Annotated in this window: 15 protein-coding genes; 7 read left to right on the top strand and 8 right to left on the bottom strand. The window is 49.7% G+C overall.

From position 1 onward, the window contains the following. Positions 1–227 precede the first annotated feature (227 nt). Positions 228–1,139 (top strand): chain length determinant protein, encoded by a 912-nt coding sequence (locus tag DCW36_RS13040; protein WP_114779244.1) that lies wholly within the window; start codon positions 228–230, stop codon positions 1,137–1,139. A gap of 109 nt (positions 1,140–1,248) precedes the next feature. On the opposite strand, the gene DCW36_RS13035 is transcribed toward DCW36_RS13040, so the two are convergent. Beyond that, complete coding sequence (locus tag DCW36_RS13035) at positions 1,249–2,796, bottom strand: carbon-nitrogen hydrolase family protein (RefSeq protein WP_114778913.1); 1,548 nt, start codon at positions 2,794–2,796, stop codon at positions 1,249–1,251. A 469-nt stretch (positions 2,797–3,265) separates the two neighbouring features. Here DCW36_RS13035 and DCW36_RS13030 point away from each other — a divergent pair, with 469 nt between their 5' ends. Continuing rightward, entirely contained in the window at positions 3,266–3,802 is a 537-nt protein-coding gene (locus DCW36_RS13030) for a YceI family protein (RefSeq protein ID WP_114778911.1), read from the top strand. Between the two features lie 73 nt (positions 3,803–3,875). On the opposite strand, the gene galU is transcribed toward DCW36_RS13030, so the two are convergent. Next, positions 3,876–4,745, bottom strand: a complete 870-nt coding sequence (galU, locus tag DCW36_RS13025) for a UTP--glucose-1-phosphate uridylyltransferase GalU (RefSeq protein WP_114778909.1) — start codon at positions 4,743–4,745, stop codon at positions 3,876–3,878. Between the two features lie 69 nt (positions 4,746–4,814). Beyond that, complete coding sequence (locus tag DCW36_RS13020; RefSeq protein WP_114778907.1) at positions 4,815–5,810, bottom strand: mevalonate kinase family protein; 996 nt, start codon at positions 5,808–5,810, stop codon at positions 4,815–4,817. 408 nt (positions 5,811–6,218) lie between these two features. Here DCW36_RS13020 and DCW36_RS13015 point away from each other — a divergent pair, with 408 nt between their 5' ends. Further along, a complete protein-coding gene (locus tag DCW36_RS13015) occupies positions 6,219–6,800 on the top strand; it encodes a TetR/AcrR family transcriptional regulator (RefSeq protein WP_114778905.1) in 582 nt (193 codons plus the stop codon). A 298-nt stretch (positions 6,801–7,098) separates the two neighbouring features. Continuing rightward, positions 7,099–8,433: an NAD(P)/FAD-dependent oxidoreductase gene (locus DCW36_RS13010; RefSeq protein ID WP_114778903.1), complete on the top strand. Its 1,335-nt coding sequence runs from the start codon at positions 7,099–7,101 to the stop codon at positions 8,431–8,433. A gap of 206 nt (positions 8,434–8,639) precedes the next feature. Here the strand turns inward: DCW36_RS13010 and DCW36_RS13005 are convergent, their stop codons facing one another. From DCW36_RS13005 to DCW36_RS12995, 3 genes are all read right to left on the bottom strand, one after another. Further along, on the bottom strand, positions 8,640–9,122 hold the full coding sequence (locus DCW36_RS13005) for a DUF4126 family protein (RefSeq protein WP_114778901.1): 483 nt from the start codon (positions 9,120–9,122) through the stop codon (positions 8,640–8,642). A 363-nt stretch (positions 9,123–9,485) separates the two neighbouring features. Continuing rightward, the gene (locus tag DCW36_RS13000; RefSeq protein ID WP_114778899.1) at positions 9,486–10,184 is read right to left on the bottom strand and encodes a response regulator transcription factor; all 699 of its coding nucleotides are present in this window, start codon (positions 10,182–10,184) and stop codon (positions 9,486–9,488) included. A 255-nt stretch (positions 10,185–10,439) separates the two neighbouring features. Then, positions 10,440–11,264, bottom strand: coding sequence for an aminotransferase class IV (locus DCW36_RS12995; RefSeq protein WP_114778897.1), 825 nt, complete (start codon positions 11,262–11,264; stop codon positions 10,440–10,442). A gap of 449 nt (positions 11,265–11,713) precedes the next feature. On the opposite strand from DCW36_RS12995, the gene DCW36_RS12990 reads away from it, so the two are divergent. Then, complete coding sequence (locus DCW36_RS12990; RefSeq protein ID WP_114778895.1) at positions 11,714–12,637, top strand: sugar phosphate isomerase/epimerase family protein; 924 nt, start codon at positions 11,714–11,716, stop codon at positions 12,635–12,637. Positions 12,638–12,838: 201 nt separating this feature from the next. Here DCW36_RS12990 and dprA read toward each other — a convergent pair whose 3' ends face one another. Both dprA and DCW36_RS12980 read right to left on the bottom strand, forming a co-directional pair. Then, entirely contained in the window at positions 12,839–13,957 is a 1,119-nt protein-coding gene (gene dprA, locus DCW36_RS12985; protein ID WP_114778893.1) for a DNA-processing protein DprA, read from the bottom strand. Positions 13,958–14,255: 298 nt separating this feature from the next. Beyond that, positions 14,256–14,600 (bottom strand): MerR family transcriptional regulator, encoded by a 345-nt coding sequence (locus DCW36_RS12980; RefSeq protein WP_114778891.1) that lies wholly within the window; start codon positions 14,598–14,600, stop codon positions 14,256–14,258. A 202-nt stretch (positions 14,601–14,802) separates the two neighbouring features. Between DCW36_RS12980 and alaS the strand changes: the two genes are divergently transcribed. After that, positions 14,803–17,439 carry an alanine--tRNA ligase gene (gene alaS / locus DCW36_RS12975; protein WP_114778888.1) on the top strand — a complete coding sequence of 879 codons (2,637 nt, stop codon included), beginning with the start codon at positions 14,803–14,805 and terminating at the stop codon, positions 17,437–17,439. A 328-nt stretch (positions 17,440–17,767) separates the two neighbouring features. After that, positions 17,768–19,225: an Asp-tRNA(Asn)/Glu-tRNA(Gln) amidotransferase subunit GatB gene (gene gatB, locus DCW36_RS12970; RefSeq protein ID WP_114778886.1), complete on the top strand. Its 1,458-nt coding sequence runs from the start codon at positions 17,768–17,770 to the stop codon at positions 19,223–19,225. Positions 19,226–19,227: the final 2 nt, after the last annotated feature.

Here is a 19,227-nt window from a genome sequence, read left to right as displayed (position 1 = left end):
TAAATTTATTTCAAATTAGTAATTGTATGGTGGTAGCCTGGCTGCTAAAGAGGTTGCTGTTTTGTCCATCATCATCCAGAACCGCCAGGTAAACGCTCCGGGTTCTGCTGCTTCTGTCGAAGTGAATGAAATTTTCTTTCATGCTGCGCTGCAAAACCTAAAAAGTTTCCCGGATTATTGTTTATAAAAAATCAAATAAAAGTATATTTGCCCTATTAAAGATGGATATGAACGAACTAAAGGAGAAAGAATACCAGTATCGGAGGGAGGCGGAGAAAACGCATGATGAAATAGACTTGCGGTTGGTATTCAGAAAGATAGGGAGCGGAATTGACCGGTTGAAATACAGAACGGTTCAATCGGCCAGGCTGGCGCGCAGGCATGCGCTGCTGGTCCTGATTTTTGTACTGGCAGGTTTAGGTATTGGCTATGCCTATTACCTGCAGCAAAGGCCTTACTATAATTCTACCATGACACTGATGCTGTACAACATCAGGAACGAGTTTGTGGAAGACCAGCTTAAAAGGCTTTCCTATATGGTTGATGATGGAAATCACGCAGCCATTGCTTCCCGGCTGGAAATAAGTCCGGAGGCGGCTTCTGAAATCAGGAGCCTGAAGGTAACTAATCTCGACGAAGGCAGAATAAGTGACGATAGTATACTGACTGGTTCGCCGTTCCAGATAGATCTGTCTATCTACAATAACGAGCTTTTTTCTACCATGGAGCCCGCCCTGGTCAATTTCCTGGAGTCAAATAAGTTTTTTTCGAAGCAGAAGCAAATCCGGGAAAATCAGGTACGGAAAATTATATCCAAGTTAAAGAGCGATATAGGCTCTATCGACAGCGTGAAAACATCTATAGTAGCACCACAGGGACCTGTAAATGGGTTTGTGTATGGAGAGGCCGTGGATCCGACTAACCTTTATCGCGAAAGTGTGAGCATGTATAAAGAGCAGGTCATGTTAGAGTCGGATCTTGACAGGTTAAATAACCTCGAAGTTGTAAATGGATTTGTTCCAAGACTGAAGCCTGCCGGTCCTAAACCTGAAGTATATTTAACAATTTCCGGACTGCTTGGGCTGCTGGCCGGGCTGATTGTAGCCGGTATACTGGAGAAAAGAAGAAGAGGCATTTAATGCAGGTAACAGGTACAGCAGAAGGTATGGTGGCTGCTGCAGTAAGCAAAAATCCCGGCAGGTATCAGAACCTGCCGGGATTTTTACATTAACGTCCATTCGCAATGCCTTAATCATCCTTACGCAGCACCCAGCTCAGGTTGTAAAGGTCTTTGCGCCTGTCGCGGAGGTTGCGGACGCTGCCTGCGGTATTCAGGTCCTTGAGCAGGTCCAGGTCCAGGTCGGCGATCAGGGTCATTTCGGTGTTGGGCGTGGCCTGGGCTACAACCGCATCGTGCGGGAAAGCAAAGTCGGAAGGGGAGAAGACGGCCGATTGCGAGTACTGGATGTCCATGTTCTCCACCTTCGGCAGGTTGCCCACGCTGCCGGTAATAGCTACGTAACATTCATTTTCGATGGCACGCGCCTGCGCACAGAGGCGCACACGCAGGTAAGCATTCTTTGTGTCGGTCCAGAACGGAACAAACAGAATTTTCATGTCCATTTCCGACAGCATGCGGGCCAGCTCCGGGAATTCCACATCATAGCAGATCAGGATGCCGATTTTGCCAATGTCGGTGTCAAATATTTTCAGCTTATGGCCACCGCGCATGCCCCAGTAGTGGGTTTCGTCGGGCGTAACGTGCAGCTTGTATTGCTTATCGTAGGTGCCGTCGCGGCGGCAGAGGTACGATACGTTGTAGAGCTTGTTATCGTAGTACTCGGGCATGCTGCCGGCAATAATGTTGATGTTGTACGACAGCGCCAGGTGGATCATGCGCTCCCTGATCTCCTCTGTATACTCCGCCATGCTGCGAATTGCCTCCGAAGGCGTATCCTCGTTGGAAAGCGCCATCAGCGGGGCGTTGAAGAATTCGGGGAACATTACGATGTCCGATTTGTAGGAACTGACCGTATCCACGTAGAATTCGATTTGCTGCATCATATCGTCCAGCGACTTTACAGCCCGCATTTGCCACTGCACTATCCCGATCCGCACGACAGTTTTTTTACCGCCGATCAGCTTCTCCTTTTCTTCGTAGTACACATTAATCCACTCCAGCAGCGTGGCATAGGCCTTCGATTCCTTGTCGTCGGGCATGTAGCCTTTCAGGATTTTGCGTACGTGGAAGTCATTACTCAACTGGAAAGAGAGTACCGGGTCCGACAGTTCCTTGTTCCGGACCATCTCGATGTATTTTGCCGGTGTGAGTTTGTCGGCATATTCGCTGTAGCCTGGAATTCGGCCTCCGGCAATAATAGCGCGCAGGTTCAGCTTTTCGCATATTTCCTTGCGGGCATCGTAGAGGCGGCGGCCCAGGCGCAGGTTCCGGTACTCCGGGTGCACAAACACATCTAGGCCATAAAGCGTGTCGCCTTCCGGGTCGTAGGTTTTAAAAGCTCCTTTGGTAATTATCTGCTCATAGGTATGCTTGTCGCCGATTGCTGCATAGTCTACTATGATACTCAGGGCCACAGCTATCACTTTCCCTTTGTCCTCAATACAAATCTGGCCTTCCGGAAATTTCTTCAGGAGCGTAGAAAATTCCTTACGGGTCCAGGCCGACATGTTGGAATAGACAAGGTCCATAATTTCCTTCATTTCGTTGTAGTCCCTGAGTTCCAGTTGGCGCAGTATTAAACGGTGTTCGGTGCTTTGGTCGTTTTTTTCACTCATAGATGTAGGTTGACAGTTGCTCTACCGTATACGTGGAGCAGGTAAGGTTTTGATTTAGAATTTAGCAATTTGCCTGATTTCGGACTGAAACAAAATTAATTTAAAAATAGCAAGTGCCATAGGCCCGGGTAAAATCCGGCTACAAATTATTTGATGATGCGTCCGGGGATCCTGGAGGAGAGAAGGCAGGTACGCGATTCCTCTTTTCAAAAAAGGGAAGAGCAATGGGTATGGTGGCAACAGCAGTAGCTCTCTTTGTGCTTCAGGCGGTTAAAAAGTTCTGCTGCCACTGCCACCATACCCACTGCTCCTGAAACAAAGGCATCGAAAGCTGTTTTATTACTGCCGGTACCAAAGCCCTTGCTTATTCTGCTGAGGTTGTTCCTGATAACGCAAACCTTTTTCTACCCAAAACGATACAATACAGGTAGGTACATTTAATAGTTACACTTAACGAAAACAAACAGCCATGGCAAAAGTAAAATGGGTTATTGATCCGGCGCACAGCGAAATTCAATTTAAGGTGAAGCACCTCATGATCACCACCGTAACCGGGTATTTCAGTAAATTCAACCTGGAGGTGGAAACAGAAGGTGATGATTTTGAAAGAGCCTCGGATATTGTGTTTACCGCCGATGTAGACTCCATCAATACCAACAACGACCAGCGCGACACGCACCTGCGCTCTGCCGACTTTTTTGATGCGGCAAATTACTCCCAGATCCGGTTTGAGGGAAGGAAGTACGAGAAAGTAGACGAAGACACCGCCAACCTGCATGGCGACCTGACGATACGGGGTGTTACCAAACCCGTAACGGTAGAGGTAGAGTATGGCGGTACCGTTGTGGACCCGTACGGGCAGACAAAAGCGGGCTTCACGGTAAGAGGCAAGATCAGCCGGAAAGATTTTAACCTGACCTGGAATGCCGTAACCGAAGCCGGACAGGTAGTAGTCAGCGACGATGTCAGGCTGAATGCGGATATACAGCTGATCAGGCAAGGATAATTCAGCACGTACAGGTAAGCATAAAAAAAGGAGCAGTGCCGGAATTTGCAGGCGCTGCGCCTTTTGTGTGCTGTTAGTCCTTATAAGTGGCTACAATCTCTTTCAGGAAACTAAGGAAAGGTGTAGCAAATTCAGTGTGTTTCAGGGCGAACTCTACATTCGTTTTCAGGAAGTCAAGTTTGTTGCCGATGTCGTAGCGCTTGCCTTCGAACGTATGCGAAAATACTTTTTCACGCTTCAGTAGATTGGTGAGTGCGTCGGTCAGCTGCAGCTCGTTGTTTTTGCCTTTCGGGGTTTCGTCCAGCGCTCTGAAAATTCCGGGCGTTAAAATATAGCGTCCGGCAATGGCCAGGTCGGAAGGAGCGGCTTCTATGGTCGGTTTCTCTACAAACTGGTCCAGCTGCAGGATAGAGTCGCTTATCCTTTTTCCGCCTACAATACCGTAGCGGTTAACCTTGTCGGCAGGCACTGTTTCTACCGCGATGATAGATGACTGGTACTGGTTGTACATGTCCATCAGCTGCTGGGTAACCGGCATCACCGAATCGATGATGGTATCGCCGAGCAGCACGGCGAAGGGCTCGTCGCCGGTGTGTTGACGCGCGTACATAATGGCATCTCCCAGTCCTGCCATTTCTTTTTGCCGGATAAAGTAAAGGTTCGCCATGTCCGAGAGCTTCATGATTTCATTATACATCTCATCCTCCTTCTGCAACAGGCGCTCTTCCAGCTCAAAGTTACGGTCAAAGTGGTCTTCAATAGCTCTCTTGCCTTTTCCGGTTATAATCAGGATATCCTCGATACCTGAATTAACGGCTTCCTGCACCACGTACTGGATGGTAGGCGTATCTATAATCGGAAGCATTTCTTTTGGCTGCGCTTTGGTAGCAGGCAGGAAACGGGTGCCAAGTCCGGCGGCGGGTATAACAGCTTTTCTTATCATCAGTGTCAGTTTTTTTCGTGTTGATCTTATTTATTGATTCCTGGTCGTTCGTTTTTAGATTTTACAGGCTTAGGCAATGGTTGGTTTAATTACGCGGGCATTAATCTTTTTAAAGGCCGTTACCAGGTTATTGAGCATCTCGTTGCCATAGTACATACCTATGATAGAGCCTCCTGAGCCGGTAAACTTAGCCGATGCACCTAAATTCCGGGCAGTCTGCACCAGCTCCTTGTTGCTGTCGCTGATGTTCATGATCTTGCAGCGCAGCTCGAAATTTTCGTCCATCAGCTCGTGCAGCAGCCTGTGGTTTCCGTTCAGGATAGCTTCTTTGCCTTGTTCGGCTAGCTCTGCAATACTGGCCAGGGTGTTCACTACAAATTCATCGCCTTTGTCGTAGCGGGCGCGTACGTTGTTGAGCACTTTGCCCGATACTTTGCCCAGCTCTGTTTTATAGGCAATAAAAAGATTCGGAAGCCGGGCAGGATCCATCTCTTCGTAAATACCATGCTTGTGCTGCTGCATGTACTCTTTGTCGAAATTCATGTAAACCACCCCTTCATACACCTGGATCACACGGTCCTGCAGGCCGGCGGTTATGCAAAGTTCCTCTTCTTCTACCGCCAGGGCCAGGCTGGGGAACAGTACTTTCGGGATCTCTACCTGGTAAAAATCCGACAGGGCCCGGAGCGTGGCAATAATAATGGCGCTGGAGCCGGACAAGCCCACCTGCCGCGGGATGGAGGAGCTGTAACGTACCGTAAAATTTTTATTCGGAAGCGTTATGCCCTGTTTGGTGCAGAACTCACAGAATTTTTTTACTGCCGCTTTCACCAAAGGCACACCACCATGGTAGCCTGTCAGGCTGACCTGGTCGTGCAGGTCGTATATATTTTTAAACTGGTTCATATCCTGCTGCTGCGGCTCAATTACAAGCTCCGGCGACTGGTAAAGCAGGATGCGGGCACCAAAATTTTTAACAATAAGGGATATGGTTTTCCCGAAATAGCCATCCGAAGGGTTTCCAAGAATAGCTGCACGGGCATAAGCGCGGGTTTCTATTATCATTACAGTTTGTTTTTCCTGCTTTAAAGATGCTTCAGAATCGTAAATTTTAAAAATTTTCAGCGTTAAAAACTGATTTTCATGTCATCTGAGGCTGAAAGCCTTTATGTTTGCTAAGCAGCGATTGATCACTTTAAAAGTATTTTAGCTTAACCGCAGGAACAGCTAGGGCTTAGTTTCAGGCTTAATTGGGGAATAAAAACCTCGATATTCAGAACTTGTTACGGAATTTTGTGTAAAAGGCTATAATAATTGTTGCTTTTTGTAAGTTGCTATAGGGTAATGTAGGGGGGCAACAAAAGATTTGAATAAAATTCATTGTAAAAGCGCTATATTGTCATTTATTTTATATTTTTACATTTTGTTTAAAAATCGACTTTTTTAATACGAATAGTTAAGCACCTGTCTTGTATGGCTAAAAAAATCAAAACAAGTAAACGTGATATAATACTTGAAGAAGCGGCTAAATTATTTAAGGAGAGAGGGTACAGCGGCACCTCGATGCGCGATTTAGCGGAGAAAGTGGGTATGGAGGCACCAAGTATGTACAACCATATCCGCTCGAAAGATGAAATTCTGGAGATCATCTGTTTTCATATAGCAAATACCTATGTTTCGCAGCTGTCTAAGATCGAAAGCAGCGAAGATTCTTTTATTGATAAACTGAAGGCGCTCATCAGGCTGCACATCAGGATGATCATCGAGGACGGGGCTGCTGTTTCTGTAACAAATAACGACTGGAAGTTCCTCCCTGATGATAAACTCAAGGAATTTAAGGACATCAGGAGAGGCTATGAGAAGCGGTTTGCCGCCATTATTGAGCAAGGTATGGCTGCCGGTGAGTTTCATGATGTAAATGTTTCTGTTGCCCTGTTCACCATTCTTTCTGCTGTTCGCTGGGTAGAGCTCTGGTACCGTCCAAACCGTGGCGTTTCTGCCAAAGCCCTCGAAGAAACTATTACCACTATTCTGCTCAATGGCCTTGTAAAATAAACCAAAGCCTTTGCAGTTATTTCATGCAGTAAAGCAATAGTTTTTTACTGCGCAGTATCGGAAGTTAAGAGTAGGTGTACAAGCACTTACTTCTTGACTTACCCCGGTATGTATTTTTTCTTTTTCCCATCCTTGTATGTAAGCAGCGCTGTCTGCTTTTCAGCTGCTTTTTCCGGTGCGTAATTCGGGCTGAGCCCGGTTTCCTTTTTACCCCTCTTGCTGCATTACCGCCTGCACTTCCTGCTTCTGCTGTTGAACAGCGGCCAGGGTATTCCGTACCATAGGAAAAAATGCGAAAATGGTAACACAAGCAAGAATACCGGAAACAGGTAAAGCGCGGGTCGTGATCGTGGGAGGTGGTTTTGGCGGATTGGAGCTGGCAAAGGTACTGTGTCCTGCCGAAGTGCAGGTAGTGCTGATCGATAAGCATAATTTCCACACCTTCCAGCCGCTGTTATACCAGGTTTCCACTGCCGGCCTGGAGGCTGATTCCATTATTTATCCTTTCCGTAAAATATTCGAAGAGCAGAAAAACTTTTATTTCCGGCTGGCCGAGGTACAGGGCGTAGATACCACCAACCAGGAGGTAGAAACATCTATCGGGCTAATGCGCTACGATTACCTGGTAATTGCAACCGGTGCCACTACCAATTTTTATGGGAATGAGCAGATAGAGGCCAATGCCATCGCGATCAAAAGCATCGAAGATGCTGTTACCCTCCGCAACACAGTGCTCAGCAATTTCGAAAAAGCCCTGCAGCTCGACGACGAGGAGCAGATCAACAGCCTGATGGACTTTGTAATAGTTGGCGGCGGCCCCACCGGCGTGGAGATTGCCGGTGCGTTGAGTGAGCTGCGCCGGCACGTTTTTCCTTGCGACTACAAAGAACTCGACTTTAAACAAATGGACATTCACCTGATTCAGAGCGGACCGGGTTTGCTGAAAGGGATGTCGGATGAAGCGGGTAAGAAAGCGCAGGAGTACCTCGAAACGTTTGGTGTGAATGTGATGCTGAACAGGCGGGTAGTCTCCTACGACGGCTACACGGTAACCTTAAACACAGGCGAAAAACTGATCACGCGCACCCTGATCTGGGCAGCAGGTGTAGCTGGGGCTCCCGTAGCAGGTATCCGCCCGGAGAGTATCCTGAAAGGCGGTCGCCTGCTGGTGGACAGGTATAACAAAGTAGCGGGGTACGAAAATATTTTTGCCATTGGCGATGTGGCGGCTATGGTAACGGAGTCTGATCCGCACGGGCACCCCATGATGGCACAACCCGCCATACAACAGGGCAAACTGCTCGGGAAAAACATTCTACGCATGCTCGATGGTAAATCCCTGGAAGCCTATGTGTACAGCGATAAAGGTTCGATGGCCACCATTGGCCGCAACCATGCCGTGGCTGATCTCCGGTTACTGCACAAAGACTATAAAACACAAGGTTTTTTTGCCTGGCTGATCTGGATGTTTATCCACCTGATGTCGTTGGTCGGTTTCCAGAACCGGCTGTTTGTGCTGCTGCACTGGGTCAGGAGCTACTTCAGTTACGACAAAGGCATCCGGTTCATCCTGGGCCAGAAAAAAGAAAACATTCCGGTAGAGGCCACTGTAGATCACAAATCCATCACCTGATGGCAACAGCCTGCTTTGTTTTTTAAAAGAAAAAAGACCATGACCAGCAGAGGGCACAGTCTTTCTTCTTTTAATAATTAAAAGTAATTTATTTGCTTCTTATACCCAATAGTATTTACTCAGTTCCACAAACCACTCCCCGTTGTCATCCCGAAGGGGTGATAAAAGGAGTAATTTTTATGGAATAGGTTATTTACTATTTGGTATTAGCTCTTTGCGATAACCAGGCCACTGGCTACGGCAATGATGTCTTCTAATGCACCGCTCACGGCATTGGGAAGGTGGGCATTCTGGTTTAGTGCTTTGCGTAAATAGAAACTGCCGTAAGTGGCAGCGACTGCTGCCAGGCCACCCAGTGCTGCTCCTTTCCAGGTGGTGTCGTGGTTGGCTGTGAAAATGGTGGCGCCCACCAGGGCGCCGGCAGCAGTACGCGTCAGCAACGAAGGCAACCCGATGCGGTCTGGTATATCAGGCAGTTTATCGCCGGCAATTTCGGAGGCCGCCAGGAATTTTAATCCCAGGGCCACCGGCCCCGCCTGCAGATGGCGCAGCGGACTTTCTTCCAGTAATTCTTCCGGCATCTGGCTTAACTCGTTGCTCAGTATGGCCGTTGCCGACATCGACCGGAAACCTGCCACTGCTCCCAATCCCAATGTCTTCAGGTAATGGTGTTTAAATTTCTGTTTCATCTTTCTGTTTCTTTTCAGTTTAGCAGCTGTTACGCCTTTTACAGTTTAGCTACAAAGCCTTGTTGTTATGGCGCTGCCACAGTTGGTTATTAACAGCACTTGTGCATGCAGGGTTACACGGAATACAGAAGTTCCACGGAAACAGGCTGCTCCCGGTTTAGCGTGAGGTAGGGAAAACCTTGCTGAAAAGAGAAGCGGTGCAGCTACAGGAATCGCGCGTTTAAAGAGCTATTTTTTCTTTGCTGCAGCTGCCACCATACCCGCTGCTCCCGGTCCGGGAAGTTCCTGCTGCAGGTGTTGTTACAACCGTGGCCAGAGGAGCGAAGCACGAAAAAAAACCGGTACGGCAGGTGGCCCGATACGTTAAATCAGGTCGAAAGCGCGGGCGTATTGTGTCAGTTCGAAGGAAGAGCTGGTCTTTAACTTCTTTTTCAGGTTGCGGCGGTGGGTTTCTACGGTTGCCACAGAAATAAAAAGTTCTTCAGCGGTTTCGGAGGCACTTTTGCCAAGCACCTGCGCACGCAGCACTTCCTGCTCCCGGTCCGACAGCATTCTGAACTTATGGAAGTTCTTTCGCAGGAAATTATTTTCCTCCAGCAGCTTGGTTACCTTGGTTGTAACGTGGTGGAGCGGATCTATAGGTGCGGCAAAGGTGATAGACAACAACGGAGCCCCTTCATCGTCGCGCATCAGTATTTTCATTGTACTGAGGTGCCAGGTCCAGGGATCATTTTCCGAAGGACGCACCTGCTGAAAGAATGAAACGATTTCATTTTCGTCGTTTCGTTCCATCAGGCCGAAAACCTTCGGCACATAATCATTTGCATCTTCGGGGTTAAAGTACTTGTAGTTGTATTCGTTCCCGATCCGCCTGAGCTCTTCATTGCTTATCCCCAGGTAACGTTCTCCCCGCGGCGACAAATACTCCGGCGTCAGCTCATTCTGCAGATTATGAATGATAACCACGCCAGGCAAATCGTTTGCCACAGCATCTATTTCAGCAATCTTTAATTCTATCTTTTCTTTTAAACTCAGTTTACCTAAAGGATTGGTTTCGTACATCTACAAGCTCTGGTTTAATATTTGGGAATCTGAATATACAGAAAATTATTGTTGCACCAAATAATCAACAGATATTATTAGAAAAATGTTAGAGGAGCGGCTACCGGAGCGGGGATAATGCTATTTTACAGGAGAATAGGGGCCCCGCAAAATAAATTATGGCAGGAAAATTACTGAAACAGGTTTGCTGCGCCTGCCACCACAGCCGCTGTTATAAAGGAAAGAAAGTTAGCGGGTTAATACAATCAACAAGGGTTAAAGGGAATCAACCTGTTGCTGCAGCCACGTTACCAGCGGGTGCTCCGGATTAAAAACCATTTCCTCTACCTGTGCAATACTCCTGATGCCGGTCACGTTTGCTGCAAATGCAGCATCGGCTGCTACAAGTTGATCTGGTGTTGCGAACTCTTCCTGTACGGTAACTCCGGCAGCTTTGCACCAACGCAGGATGTTGCGGCGCAAAATGCCGTTCACGCAGCCGGTGCCAAGGGCGGGGGTGTAGAGGCTGCCTTCCTTTATCCAGAACAGGTTGGCCGAGGCCAGTTCTGCAGCATGTCCTTCGGTACTCAGCAACAGCATGTCGTCGGTGCCTTTTGCTTTTTTTTCCAAGCCGGCCATTACATACAGCAGCGCATTCGGGCCTTTAAAAAACGAGAAGGGAGAAAAGCTGGTGCGTACTCCCCGGCATCTTCCCACCCGAAGTGGGGCAGCAGTGGGTGTGGTGGCAGGCGCTGCAGTTGCCAGCCAGTCTGCAGTAGTGGTTTCGGGGGTATACAAGCCGGCGCCGCTTCGCCAGACTTTCAGTTTCAGCCTTCCATACGCCGTGGCGTTGTTCTGCCGGATTAGTTGCTGCAGTTGTTCCTGGAGGAGGAGCGGCTGCTGCAAAGCCTGCGGTAGCGCCAGCTGCAACGCCCGGGCTGCGGCCTGAAGCCTGTCCTGGTGGTCCTGCCAGCAGCGCAGTTGCCCGTCTTTTACTATCACAGTCTCAAAGAATCCATCGTTGTACTGGAACGCCCGGTTTGTGAGTGGTAAGCGCAGGTCCTTTTCTTGCAGGAGCTGTCCGTTGTAAAGCAGGTGCATGTTGGCGGATTGTAGTATGAATAAGTCTGTTTACAGGCCAAAGTAAAAAGGATAACCTGGAATTACAACTACTGCAGCAATGGCGCGCCTGTTTATTCCGGCACATGCTCTCAAAAGCCTTTTTTGCTGCTCCAGGTTTAAAGACAGGGTGCAACCTGTTGGTCAGGAATAGGGCAAATACCTTAATTCCTGCTGTTTTATATTTCAATTTTACCTAAAATGTTTATAAAAACAGCAGTTTGTTATATAGTTTATACCAATGAATGTCAATTAATTATAACTTTTAAAGAATAATGAATGTTTGTTTGTAATTTGATAATTGTGGTGTTACTTTCGGGATAAAATATTGTGTGTTAGTAGTTTGTGTGGGGGATGATTGGGTTGGTTCCCGCGAATCGGCCTTTGAGCGCTATAAATTTTGTTCCATATACTAAAGTCCCTTTTTCTTTATGTCGTCAGAAATATCACGCAGACAGTTTATTGCCAAAGCTGGCATGGCAGCATTAGCGCTTCCCTTAATTTCATGGACCGGGGCCGGGAGTGCCGCTTTCAAAAAGGTAGTGCCTGGTTTAAAAATCGGCTATGCCGCCATTACCTGGGGCGGCGATAACACACAGGCTATCAAAGATATCGCTTCACTTGGTTTTAGGGGAATACAACTCCGGGCTGATGTGATGAAACAGTATGGTAAAAGGCCGGAGGCGCTATGGGATATTATGGACAGGCATAAACTGGAGCTGTGCATGTTCTCCAGCGGCGATGCCAACATCAACACCGGCAACGACAGAAAGGTTATTCAACAGCATCTGACCAATGCCCGTTTTGTGGAGGAATTAGGCGGTCAGTACATGCAGGTTACCAACTCCTCCCGCCCTCAGGAAGGTGCGCCCACCGCTGCCGATCTGAAAAAATACGGGCGCCTGCTCAACGAAATCGGGAAGCGTACGCTCGACTATGGCGTGCAGACCACCTACCACAACCACATGCACCAGCTGGGCCAGACGCCGGAGGAGGTGGATATTATCATGGATAGCTGCGACGAAAAAAATGTAAAGCTGCTGCTGGACCTGGGGCATTACCACCAGGGTGGCGGCAGCCCGGAACAGGCCATCCGGCAATATAAAAACCGGATTGCCGCGCTGCACCTGAAGGATGTGAAAGCTACTCCGGACCAGGGAGCCGGCGCCTACAAATTTGTTGAGCTGGGCCAGGGCGACCTGTTTATACCCGGCGTTGTGAGGGCACTGCAGGAAATTAAGTTTAAAGGCTGGGGAATTATTGAGCTGGACGAGGTGCCAGAAAAAGATAAAACTCCGCTGGATTGCGCAAAAGAAAGCCAGTCTTACCTGAAGTCTATCGGCATAAAAGTGTAATACTGTTGCCGCCGGATGCATGTAACAGCCGCCTTCCCGTTTGCTTTGCTGAACAGGGAGGCGGCTGTTTCTTTTTCCTTTAGTTGCAGGTACATGTTACTGCTTCCTTTACTAAAAAAGTCTGCTGCACCTGCCACCACAGCCTCTGCTGCTCTGCTATTGTCTCTGTAATGCTCCAGCTGTTTGGGGAGCTTAGATTTATTAGCCCACCAGCGCAAAGCGTTTCCCCGGCATGGCCTTCACAATGCCCCGGAACTCCAGTGTGAGCAGGAGGGACGCCAGCTGACTTACGGGCACCTGTGCTTTCCAGCTCAAATTGTCCATGTGCTCTTCTTTGCTTTGCTGCAGTACCTGTACCACCCGCAGCTCGTCCGGTGTAAAATCATCGGTATTAAGGAGGGCTTTTTTTGCATTGCGTACCTGCGCTTCGTCTTCCAGGTCCCAGTTCAGCAGCTCCACCAGGTCCTGCACCGACGTATACACGGCTGCTTTGTTTGTTTTGATGAGGTGGTTGGTGCCTTCCGAAACAGGAGAAGTCAGGTTGCCCGGTACGGCCATCACTTCTTTGTCGTAGCTGTGGGCGATGTCGGCCGTAATGAGGGTGCCGCTTTTCAGGGCTGCTTCCACCACAACGGTACAATCCGACATGCCGGCAATAATTCGGTTTCTTGCCGGGAAACGGGGCGCGTCAGGTTTGGTGCCAAAGATATTTTCCGTCAGCAGGCCGCCCTGCTCCTGCATCTTCTCGGCATATTTGCGGTGTAAGGCCGGGTAAACGGTTTCCGGACCAGTAGCCATCACACCCACAGTCGACAGTCCAGCCTGCAGCGCAGCCCGGTGCGCGATAATATCAATGCCGTAAGCCAGTCCGCTCACTACCATCGCCTTGTACGGCTTCAGTTCTTCGACCAGGCGTTCCGTCACGCTCTGCCCATAGGGCGTAGGCTTGCGCGTGCCTACGATGCTGATGATGCGCCGGCGGTTCAGGTGGCCATGGCCCCGGTAGTAAAGCAGGGCAGGAGCATCGGCTATTTGTTTAAGCCGGTCGGGGTAATCGGCTGATGTATAGAATAATATTTGCACATTGTGCGCCTCCGCCTGCTTCAGGATACCCTCTGCCTCCAGAAGCGCCTGTTTAAAGCCCGCCACCATATTCCGCACCGTTCCCTCACCCAATCCCGGAATCTTGATCAGCTTCCCCGGAGGCGTAGAGAACACCGCCTTCGGCGACCCACAATAACTCACCAGCAGCCGCGCTGTCAGTTTGCCAACACCCGGTAGCAGTGTGAGCGCTACTTCATATAAAGAATTCTCAGACATGAAAAGATAATGCGGAGTAATTTCTCCAGGAATATATTACCAAAAATTTCTCCGGCTACGAAGCACCGCCGCCAGCCAGGTGCATAAACGACGAATTTTTGTTTGAGCGTTCAGCGAGTTCAAATTCGTCTTGATTTTTTTGGTTCTTTTTGTATCAAGACAAAAAGAACAGGAAAGCTTACGATGGAACAGCACAGCCTGTTGTTCTACATCAACAGTAGTAAAGGGAATCAGTAGCAGGTTGTACTGCTGTTCTCCAACAAGATCCTTTACAGGATGACAATATTTGAGTAGCTTCCTACCCCTTCCCCAACTGATCCTTAACCCCCACCAAAAACGCCTTCACCTTCTCCAGCGACTGAATAATCTCGATTTTATCTTTGGTCTGCACAGCCTTGTTCTTCAGCACCTCCTTCGCCCCCTGAATCGTATAGCCGCGTTCCTTTACCAGGTGGTAAATCGTGCGCAGTTCCTCTATGTCTTTGGGCGTGAACTGGCGGTTGCCTTTCTTGCTTTTGCGGGGCTTCAGCTGTTCAAACTCGGTTTCCCAGAACCTGATAAGCGAAGGCGCGACCTCGAACATAGTAGCTACCTCGCCTATAGTGTAATACTGTTTCTCTATTTCTTTATCTTTATAAGGCATACCTGCTGTTCTTTATCCGGATGCAGAACAATACAATTTTCGGATTAATACTACTGATTACAGGTAAAATATGCTACTTTTGCCATTAATGCGCCTGGCAGAGCAGCCCCGAAAACTGATTTTCTGTAAGGCAAAAATTAGATTATTTTTTTTCTTAAACAACAAGTATAGCATTAATTAGCTAAACGCTTGATAACCATACATGAACTCAGCTGAGATTAGACAAAAGTTTCTGGACTTCTTTGCATCCAAGGAACACCAGATCGTTCCGTCGGCACCCATCGTGGTGAAAGATGACCCTACGTTGATGTTTACCAACGCAGGCATGAACCAGTTCAAAGACTACTTCCTGGGCAACAAACCTGCTCCCAACAAGCGGGTGGCCGATACACAGAAGTGCCTCCGCGTGAGCGGCAAGCACAACGACCTGGAAGAAGTAGGCTACGATACCTACCACCACACCATGTTCGAAATGCTCGGCAACTGGTCGTTTGGCGATTACTTCAAAAAGGAAGCGCTGGAGTGGGCCTGGGAACTGCTCACTGAGGTGTATCAGCTGCCCAAAGACAGGCTGTACGTGTCGGTGTTCGAAGGCGATGCCAAAGAGAACCTGGAGCGTGACGACGAAGCTTTTGCTATCTGGAAAACCATGGTATCCGAAGACCGCATCCTGTTCGGCTCCAAGAAAGACAACTTCTGGGAAATGGGCGATACTGGCCCCTGCGGTCCCTGCTCCGAAATCCACATCGACCTGCGTTCCGAGGAAGAAATAGCCCAGGTGCCTGGCCGCGACCTCGTGAACAACGACCACCCGCAGGTAGTCGAAATCTGGAACAACGTTTTCATGGAATTCAACCGCCTCGCCGACGGTTCGCTTGTAAAACTGCCTGCGCAGCACGTAGATACGGGTATGGGCTTCGAGCGTTTGTGTATGGCCATCCAGGGCAAACGCTCCAACTACGATACCGACGTTTTCCAGCCGCTTATCCGTTTTGTCGCCGTTGAGGCCGACGTAAATTACGGCGAGAATGAAAAGACCGACATCGCTATCCGTGTGATCGCCGACCACATCCGGGCCATTGCCTTTGCCATTGCCGACGGGCAGCTGCCGTCGAACAACAAAGCGGGTTACGTGATTCGCCGCATCCTGCGTCGTGCCGTTCGCTACGGTTTCACGTTCCTCAACTTCAAGAAGCCGTTCCTGTACAAGCTGGCCGAGGTGCTGGCCGAGCAGCTGGCGCACGTGTTCCCGGAGCTGAAAGCACAGCTGAGCTTTGTGCAGCGCGTGATCGAGGAAGAGGAGAATGCGTTCCTGCGCACGCTGGAGAACGGCCTCAAGCGCCTGGACATGCTGGAGGATAAGTTCAAAGAGAACAACAACACCATCGACGGCAAAACAGCCTTCGAACTGTATGATACCTTTGGTTTCCCGCTCGACCTGACCGCCCTGATCGCCCGTGAAAAAGGCCTGAAAGTTGACGAAGCTGGTTTCGGTGTGGAGATGGAGCAGCAGAAAAACCGCTCCCGCAACGCCTCCGCTACCGAGCAGAGCGACTGGGTAATCGTGCAGCCCGACGTGCCGACGGAATTTATCGGCTACGACTATCATGCCGCTGAATCCCATATTGTTAAGTACCGGCAGGTAAAGACAAAAAGCAAGAGCGAATACCAGATCGTGCTGGACAAAACGCCGTTCTACGCCGAAAGCGGCGGACAGGTGGGCGACAGAGGGTACCTGCTTTCGGACACGGAGCAGGTAGAGGTGCTGGATACCCGCAAGGAAAACGACCTGATCCTGCACATCACCTCCAAGCTGCCACAGAACGTGGAGGCGCCTTTCCGCAGCGAAATTGATGCGATACGCCGGAATTTCATACGTAAAAATCACTCAGCCACCCACTTACTGCATGCTGCTTTAAGAAAAGTATTAGGCGACCATGTGCAACAGCGTGGGTCGCTGGTAAATGAGAAGGTGCTGCGGTTCGACTTTTCGCATTTCACCAAGGTAGAGGATGCCGAACTGCGCGAAGTGGAAGCCATCGTAAATGAGCGCATCCGCGAAACCATTCCGCTGGAAGAACAGCGCAACATCCCTATTGCCGACGCCCGCGACATGGGCGCCATGGCCCTGTTCGGCGAAAAATACGGTGACTTTGTGCGGGTGATCTCGTTTGGACGGGAGCATTCCGTAGAGCTTTGCGGTGGCACGCACGTTTACAACACCGGCGAGATTGGCTACTTCAAAATCGTTTCGGAAAGCTCGGTAGCTGCCGGTGTGCGCCGCATCGAGGCGGTAACCGCTACAGCTGCCGAGGAGTTTGTGCAGGGCCAGCTCGATGAGCTGCATGCCGTTCGCCAGGTACTCAGCACCCAGAGCAACACCGCCCATGCCGTAGAAAAGCTACAGGAAGAAAATAAGGCGCTGCAGAAGCAGCTCGAACAATTCGAACTGAAGCAGCTGACCAGCCTCAAAGACAGCCTCGTGCAGAAAGCGCAGCAGGTAGAAGGCGTAAACGTAGTAGCAGAGCGAGTGGAGGTAAGTACAGCAGACTATCTAAAGAAGCTGGCATTCGACATGCGCCAGTCCCTGGACAACATGGCGCTGGTGCTGGCTGCCGAAATAGATGGAAAGCCACAGATAGCCGTTATGCTATCGGATGAACTGGTGTCGGATAAAAGACTGAATGCCAGCCAGCTGGTGCGCGAACTCGCCAAAGAGATAAAAGGCGGCGGCGGCGGTCAGCCGTTTTATGCCACAGCAGGCGGCAAAGACGTAGCTGGCTTACAGGCTGTACCTGCCAAAGCAATTGAGTTATTAAAAACAGAGTTAGTGAAATAAAATAACTGCGATCCAAGTCCCCCTTTGAAGGGGGCAGGGGGATGCCTTACACCTGCAGGAAATAATTGCTGGTGCGAGCTTGTAGCTCGTACTACATTACAGGTAAATGTGAACAGTTAAGCTTAAAGGAGAGGGTATGGTAGTACGAGCTACAAGCTCGCACTAGCGTATAAAAGAATAACTTCACAGCCCGTGCATCATCCCCCTACCCCCTTCAAAGAAGGACTTGTCCGCAGTAGTGATAGAAAAACCGACAAGGTTGAGGTTTGTAAGTGTACTGCACCTGCCACTACAGCCTTAGCTATAGTACAAGACGAAACAAAAACACATGAATCCAGAGATCAGAGATAAGTACCAGGCCGTGATAGGCCTGGAAGTGCATTGCCAGCTGCTCACCGAGAGCAAAGCCTATTCTTCCGATTCTGCAGAATACGGCGGACTGCCCAATACCAACCTGAGCGTTATCACGCTGGCGCACCCGGGCACGCTGCCGCGCATTAACAAGAAAGTAGTGGAGATGGCCGTGAAAATGGGCCTTGCCACCAACTGCGACATCACACGCCACAACGTGTACGCCCGTAAAAACTACTTCTATCCTGACCTTCCGAAAGGCTACCAGCTCACGCAGGACAAAACACCGATTTGCGTGAACGGTCACCTGGTGGTGAAAAACGAAAACGGCGAAGACAGCCACATCGGCATCACCCGCATTCACATGGAAGAAGATGCCGGCAAGTCCATGCACTTGCCCGGCGAAACAGAAACACTGGTAGACTACAACCGTGCCGGCGTACCGCTGATCGAGATCGTGTCGGAGCCCGACCTGCGCGATTCAACCGAGGCCTACAATTATATGGTGGAGATCCGCCGCCTGGTGCGCTACCTCGAAATCTGCGACGGCAACATGGAAGAAGGCTCGCTCCGCTGCGACGCCAACGTATCCGTGATGCTGAAAGGTGCCGACAAGTACGGTACCAAAGTGGAAGTGAAAAACATGAACTCCTTCCGCAACGTGCAGCGTGCCATTGAGCACGAGATCGAACGCCAGATCGAGATCATCGAAGCAGGCGGACAGGTAGAAGGCGAAACCCGCGGGTTCGATGCCAACACCGGCACCACCTCCGGTCAGCGCTCCAAAGAAACCATGAACGATTACCGTTACTTCCCGGAGCCGGACCTGCCGCCGCTGGTTATCGAGAAGGAGTGGCTCAACCGCATCCAGTCCAGCATGCCAAGCCTGCCGCAGGCGCTTTACAATAAGTTCGTAAACGACTTTGGTTTGCCCGAGTACGATGCTGCCGTGCTAACCGATACCAAAGAAATTGCGTTATACTTTGAGGAGCTTTGCAAGCACACCAAAAATTACAAGGCAGCTTCCAACTGGGTAATGGGACCGGTAAAATCGTACCTGAACGAACTGCAGCTGCACATGAAGGATTTCCCGCTGCAGCCCGAAAGCATTGCCGAGATCGTGGCGCTCGTGGATGAGAACAAAGTAAGCCATTCGGTAGCTGCTAAAAAGATATTCCCGTACCTGTTAGAGCACCCGGGCATGTCGCCGCACCAGGTAGCTGTAGAGCGTAACCTGCTGCAGGACTCCGACAGCGATTCGCTGCAGAAGGTAGTGGCTGAGGTATTGGCTGCCAACCCGAAGAAGGTGGCAGAGTATAAAGCCGGTAAGCAGTCCTTAATTGGCATGTTTATGGGAGATATCATGAAGAAGACAAAAGGAAAAGCTGACCCGAAGGTGGCTAACCAATTGCTTCGTGAAGGACTAAATGCATAAAA

The sequence above is a fragment of the Botryobacter ruber genome, assembly GCF_003347595.2.
Classification (GTDB): Bacteria; Bacteroidota; Bacteroidia; order Cytophagales; family Hymenobacteraceae; genus Pontibacter; species Pontibacter ruber_A.
The sequence above is the reverse complement of the archived record's forward strand: the minus strand, read 5'-3'. Positions and strand labels throughout refer to the sequence as shown.

Excerpts from the sequence above, each read along its gene's own strand:
- DCW36_RS13040 (WP_114779244.1), top strand. The coding sequence starts at position 228 with ATGAACGAACTAAAGGAGAAAGAATACCAGTATCGGAGGGAGGCGGAG.
- DCW36_RS13035 (WP_114778913.1), bottom strand. The coding sequence starts at position 2,796 with ATGAGTGAAAAAAACGACCAAAGCACCGAACACCGTTTAATACTGCGC.
- DCW36_RS13030 (WP_114778911.1), top strand. The coding sequence starts at position 3,266 with ATGGCAAAAGTAAAATGGGTTATTGATCCGGCGCACAGCGAAATTCAA.
- galU (WP_114778909.1), bottom strand. The coding sequence starts at position 4,745 with ATGATAAGAAAAGCTGTTATACCCGCCGCCGGACTTGGCACCCGTTTC.
- DCW36_RS13020 (WP_114778907.1), bottom strand. The coding sequence starts at position 5,810 with ATGATAATAGAAACCCGCGCTTATGCCCGTGCAGCTATTCTTGGAAAC.
- DCW36_RS13015 (WP_114778905.1), top strand. The coding sequence starts at position 6,219 with ATGGCTAAAAAAATCAAAACAAGTAAACGTGATATAATACTTGAAGAA.
- DCW36_RS13010 (WP_114778903.1), top strand. The coding sequence starts at position 7,099 with ATGGTAACACAAGCAAGAATACCGGAAACAGGTAAAGCGCGGGTCGTG.
- DCW36_RS13005 (WP_114778901.1), bottom strand. The coding sequence starts at position 9,122 with ATGAAACAGAAATTTAAACACCATTACCTGAAGACATTGGGATTGGGA.
- DCW36_RS13000 (WP_114778899.1), bottom strand. The coding sequence starts at position 10,184 with ATGTACGAAACCAATCCTTTAGGTAAACTGAGTTTAAAAGAAAAGATA.
- DCW36_RS12995 (WP_114778897.1), bottom strand. The coding sequence starts at position 11,264 with ATGCACCTGCTTTACAACGGACAGCTCCTGCAAGAAAAGGACCTGCGC.
- DCW36_RS12990 (WP_114778895.1), top strand. The coding sequence starts at position 11,714 with ATGTCGTCAGAAATATCACGCAGACAGTTTATTGCCAAAGCTGGCATG.
- dprA (WP_114778893.1), bottom strand. The coding sequence starts at position 13,957 with ATGTCTGAGAATTCTTTATATGAAGTAGCGCTCACACTGCTACCGGGT.
- DCW36_RS12980 (WP_114778891.1), bottom strand. The coding sequence starts at position 14,600 with ATGCCTTATAAAGATAAAGAAATAGAGAAACAGTATTACACTATAGGC.
- alaS (WP_114778888.1), top strand. The coding sequence starts at position 14,803 with ATGAACTCAGCTGAGATTAGACAAAAGTTTCTGGACTTCTTTGCATCC.
- gatB (WP_114778886.1), top strand. The coding sequence starts at position 17,768 with ATGAATCCAGAGATCAGAGATAAGTACCAGGCCGTGATAGGCCTGGAA.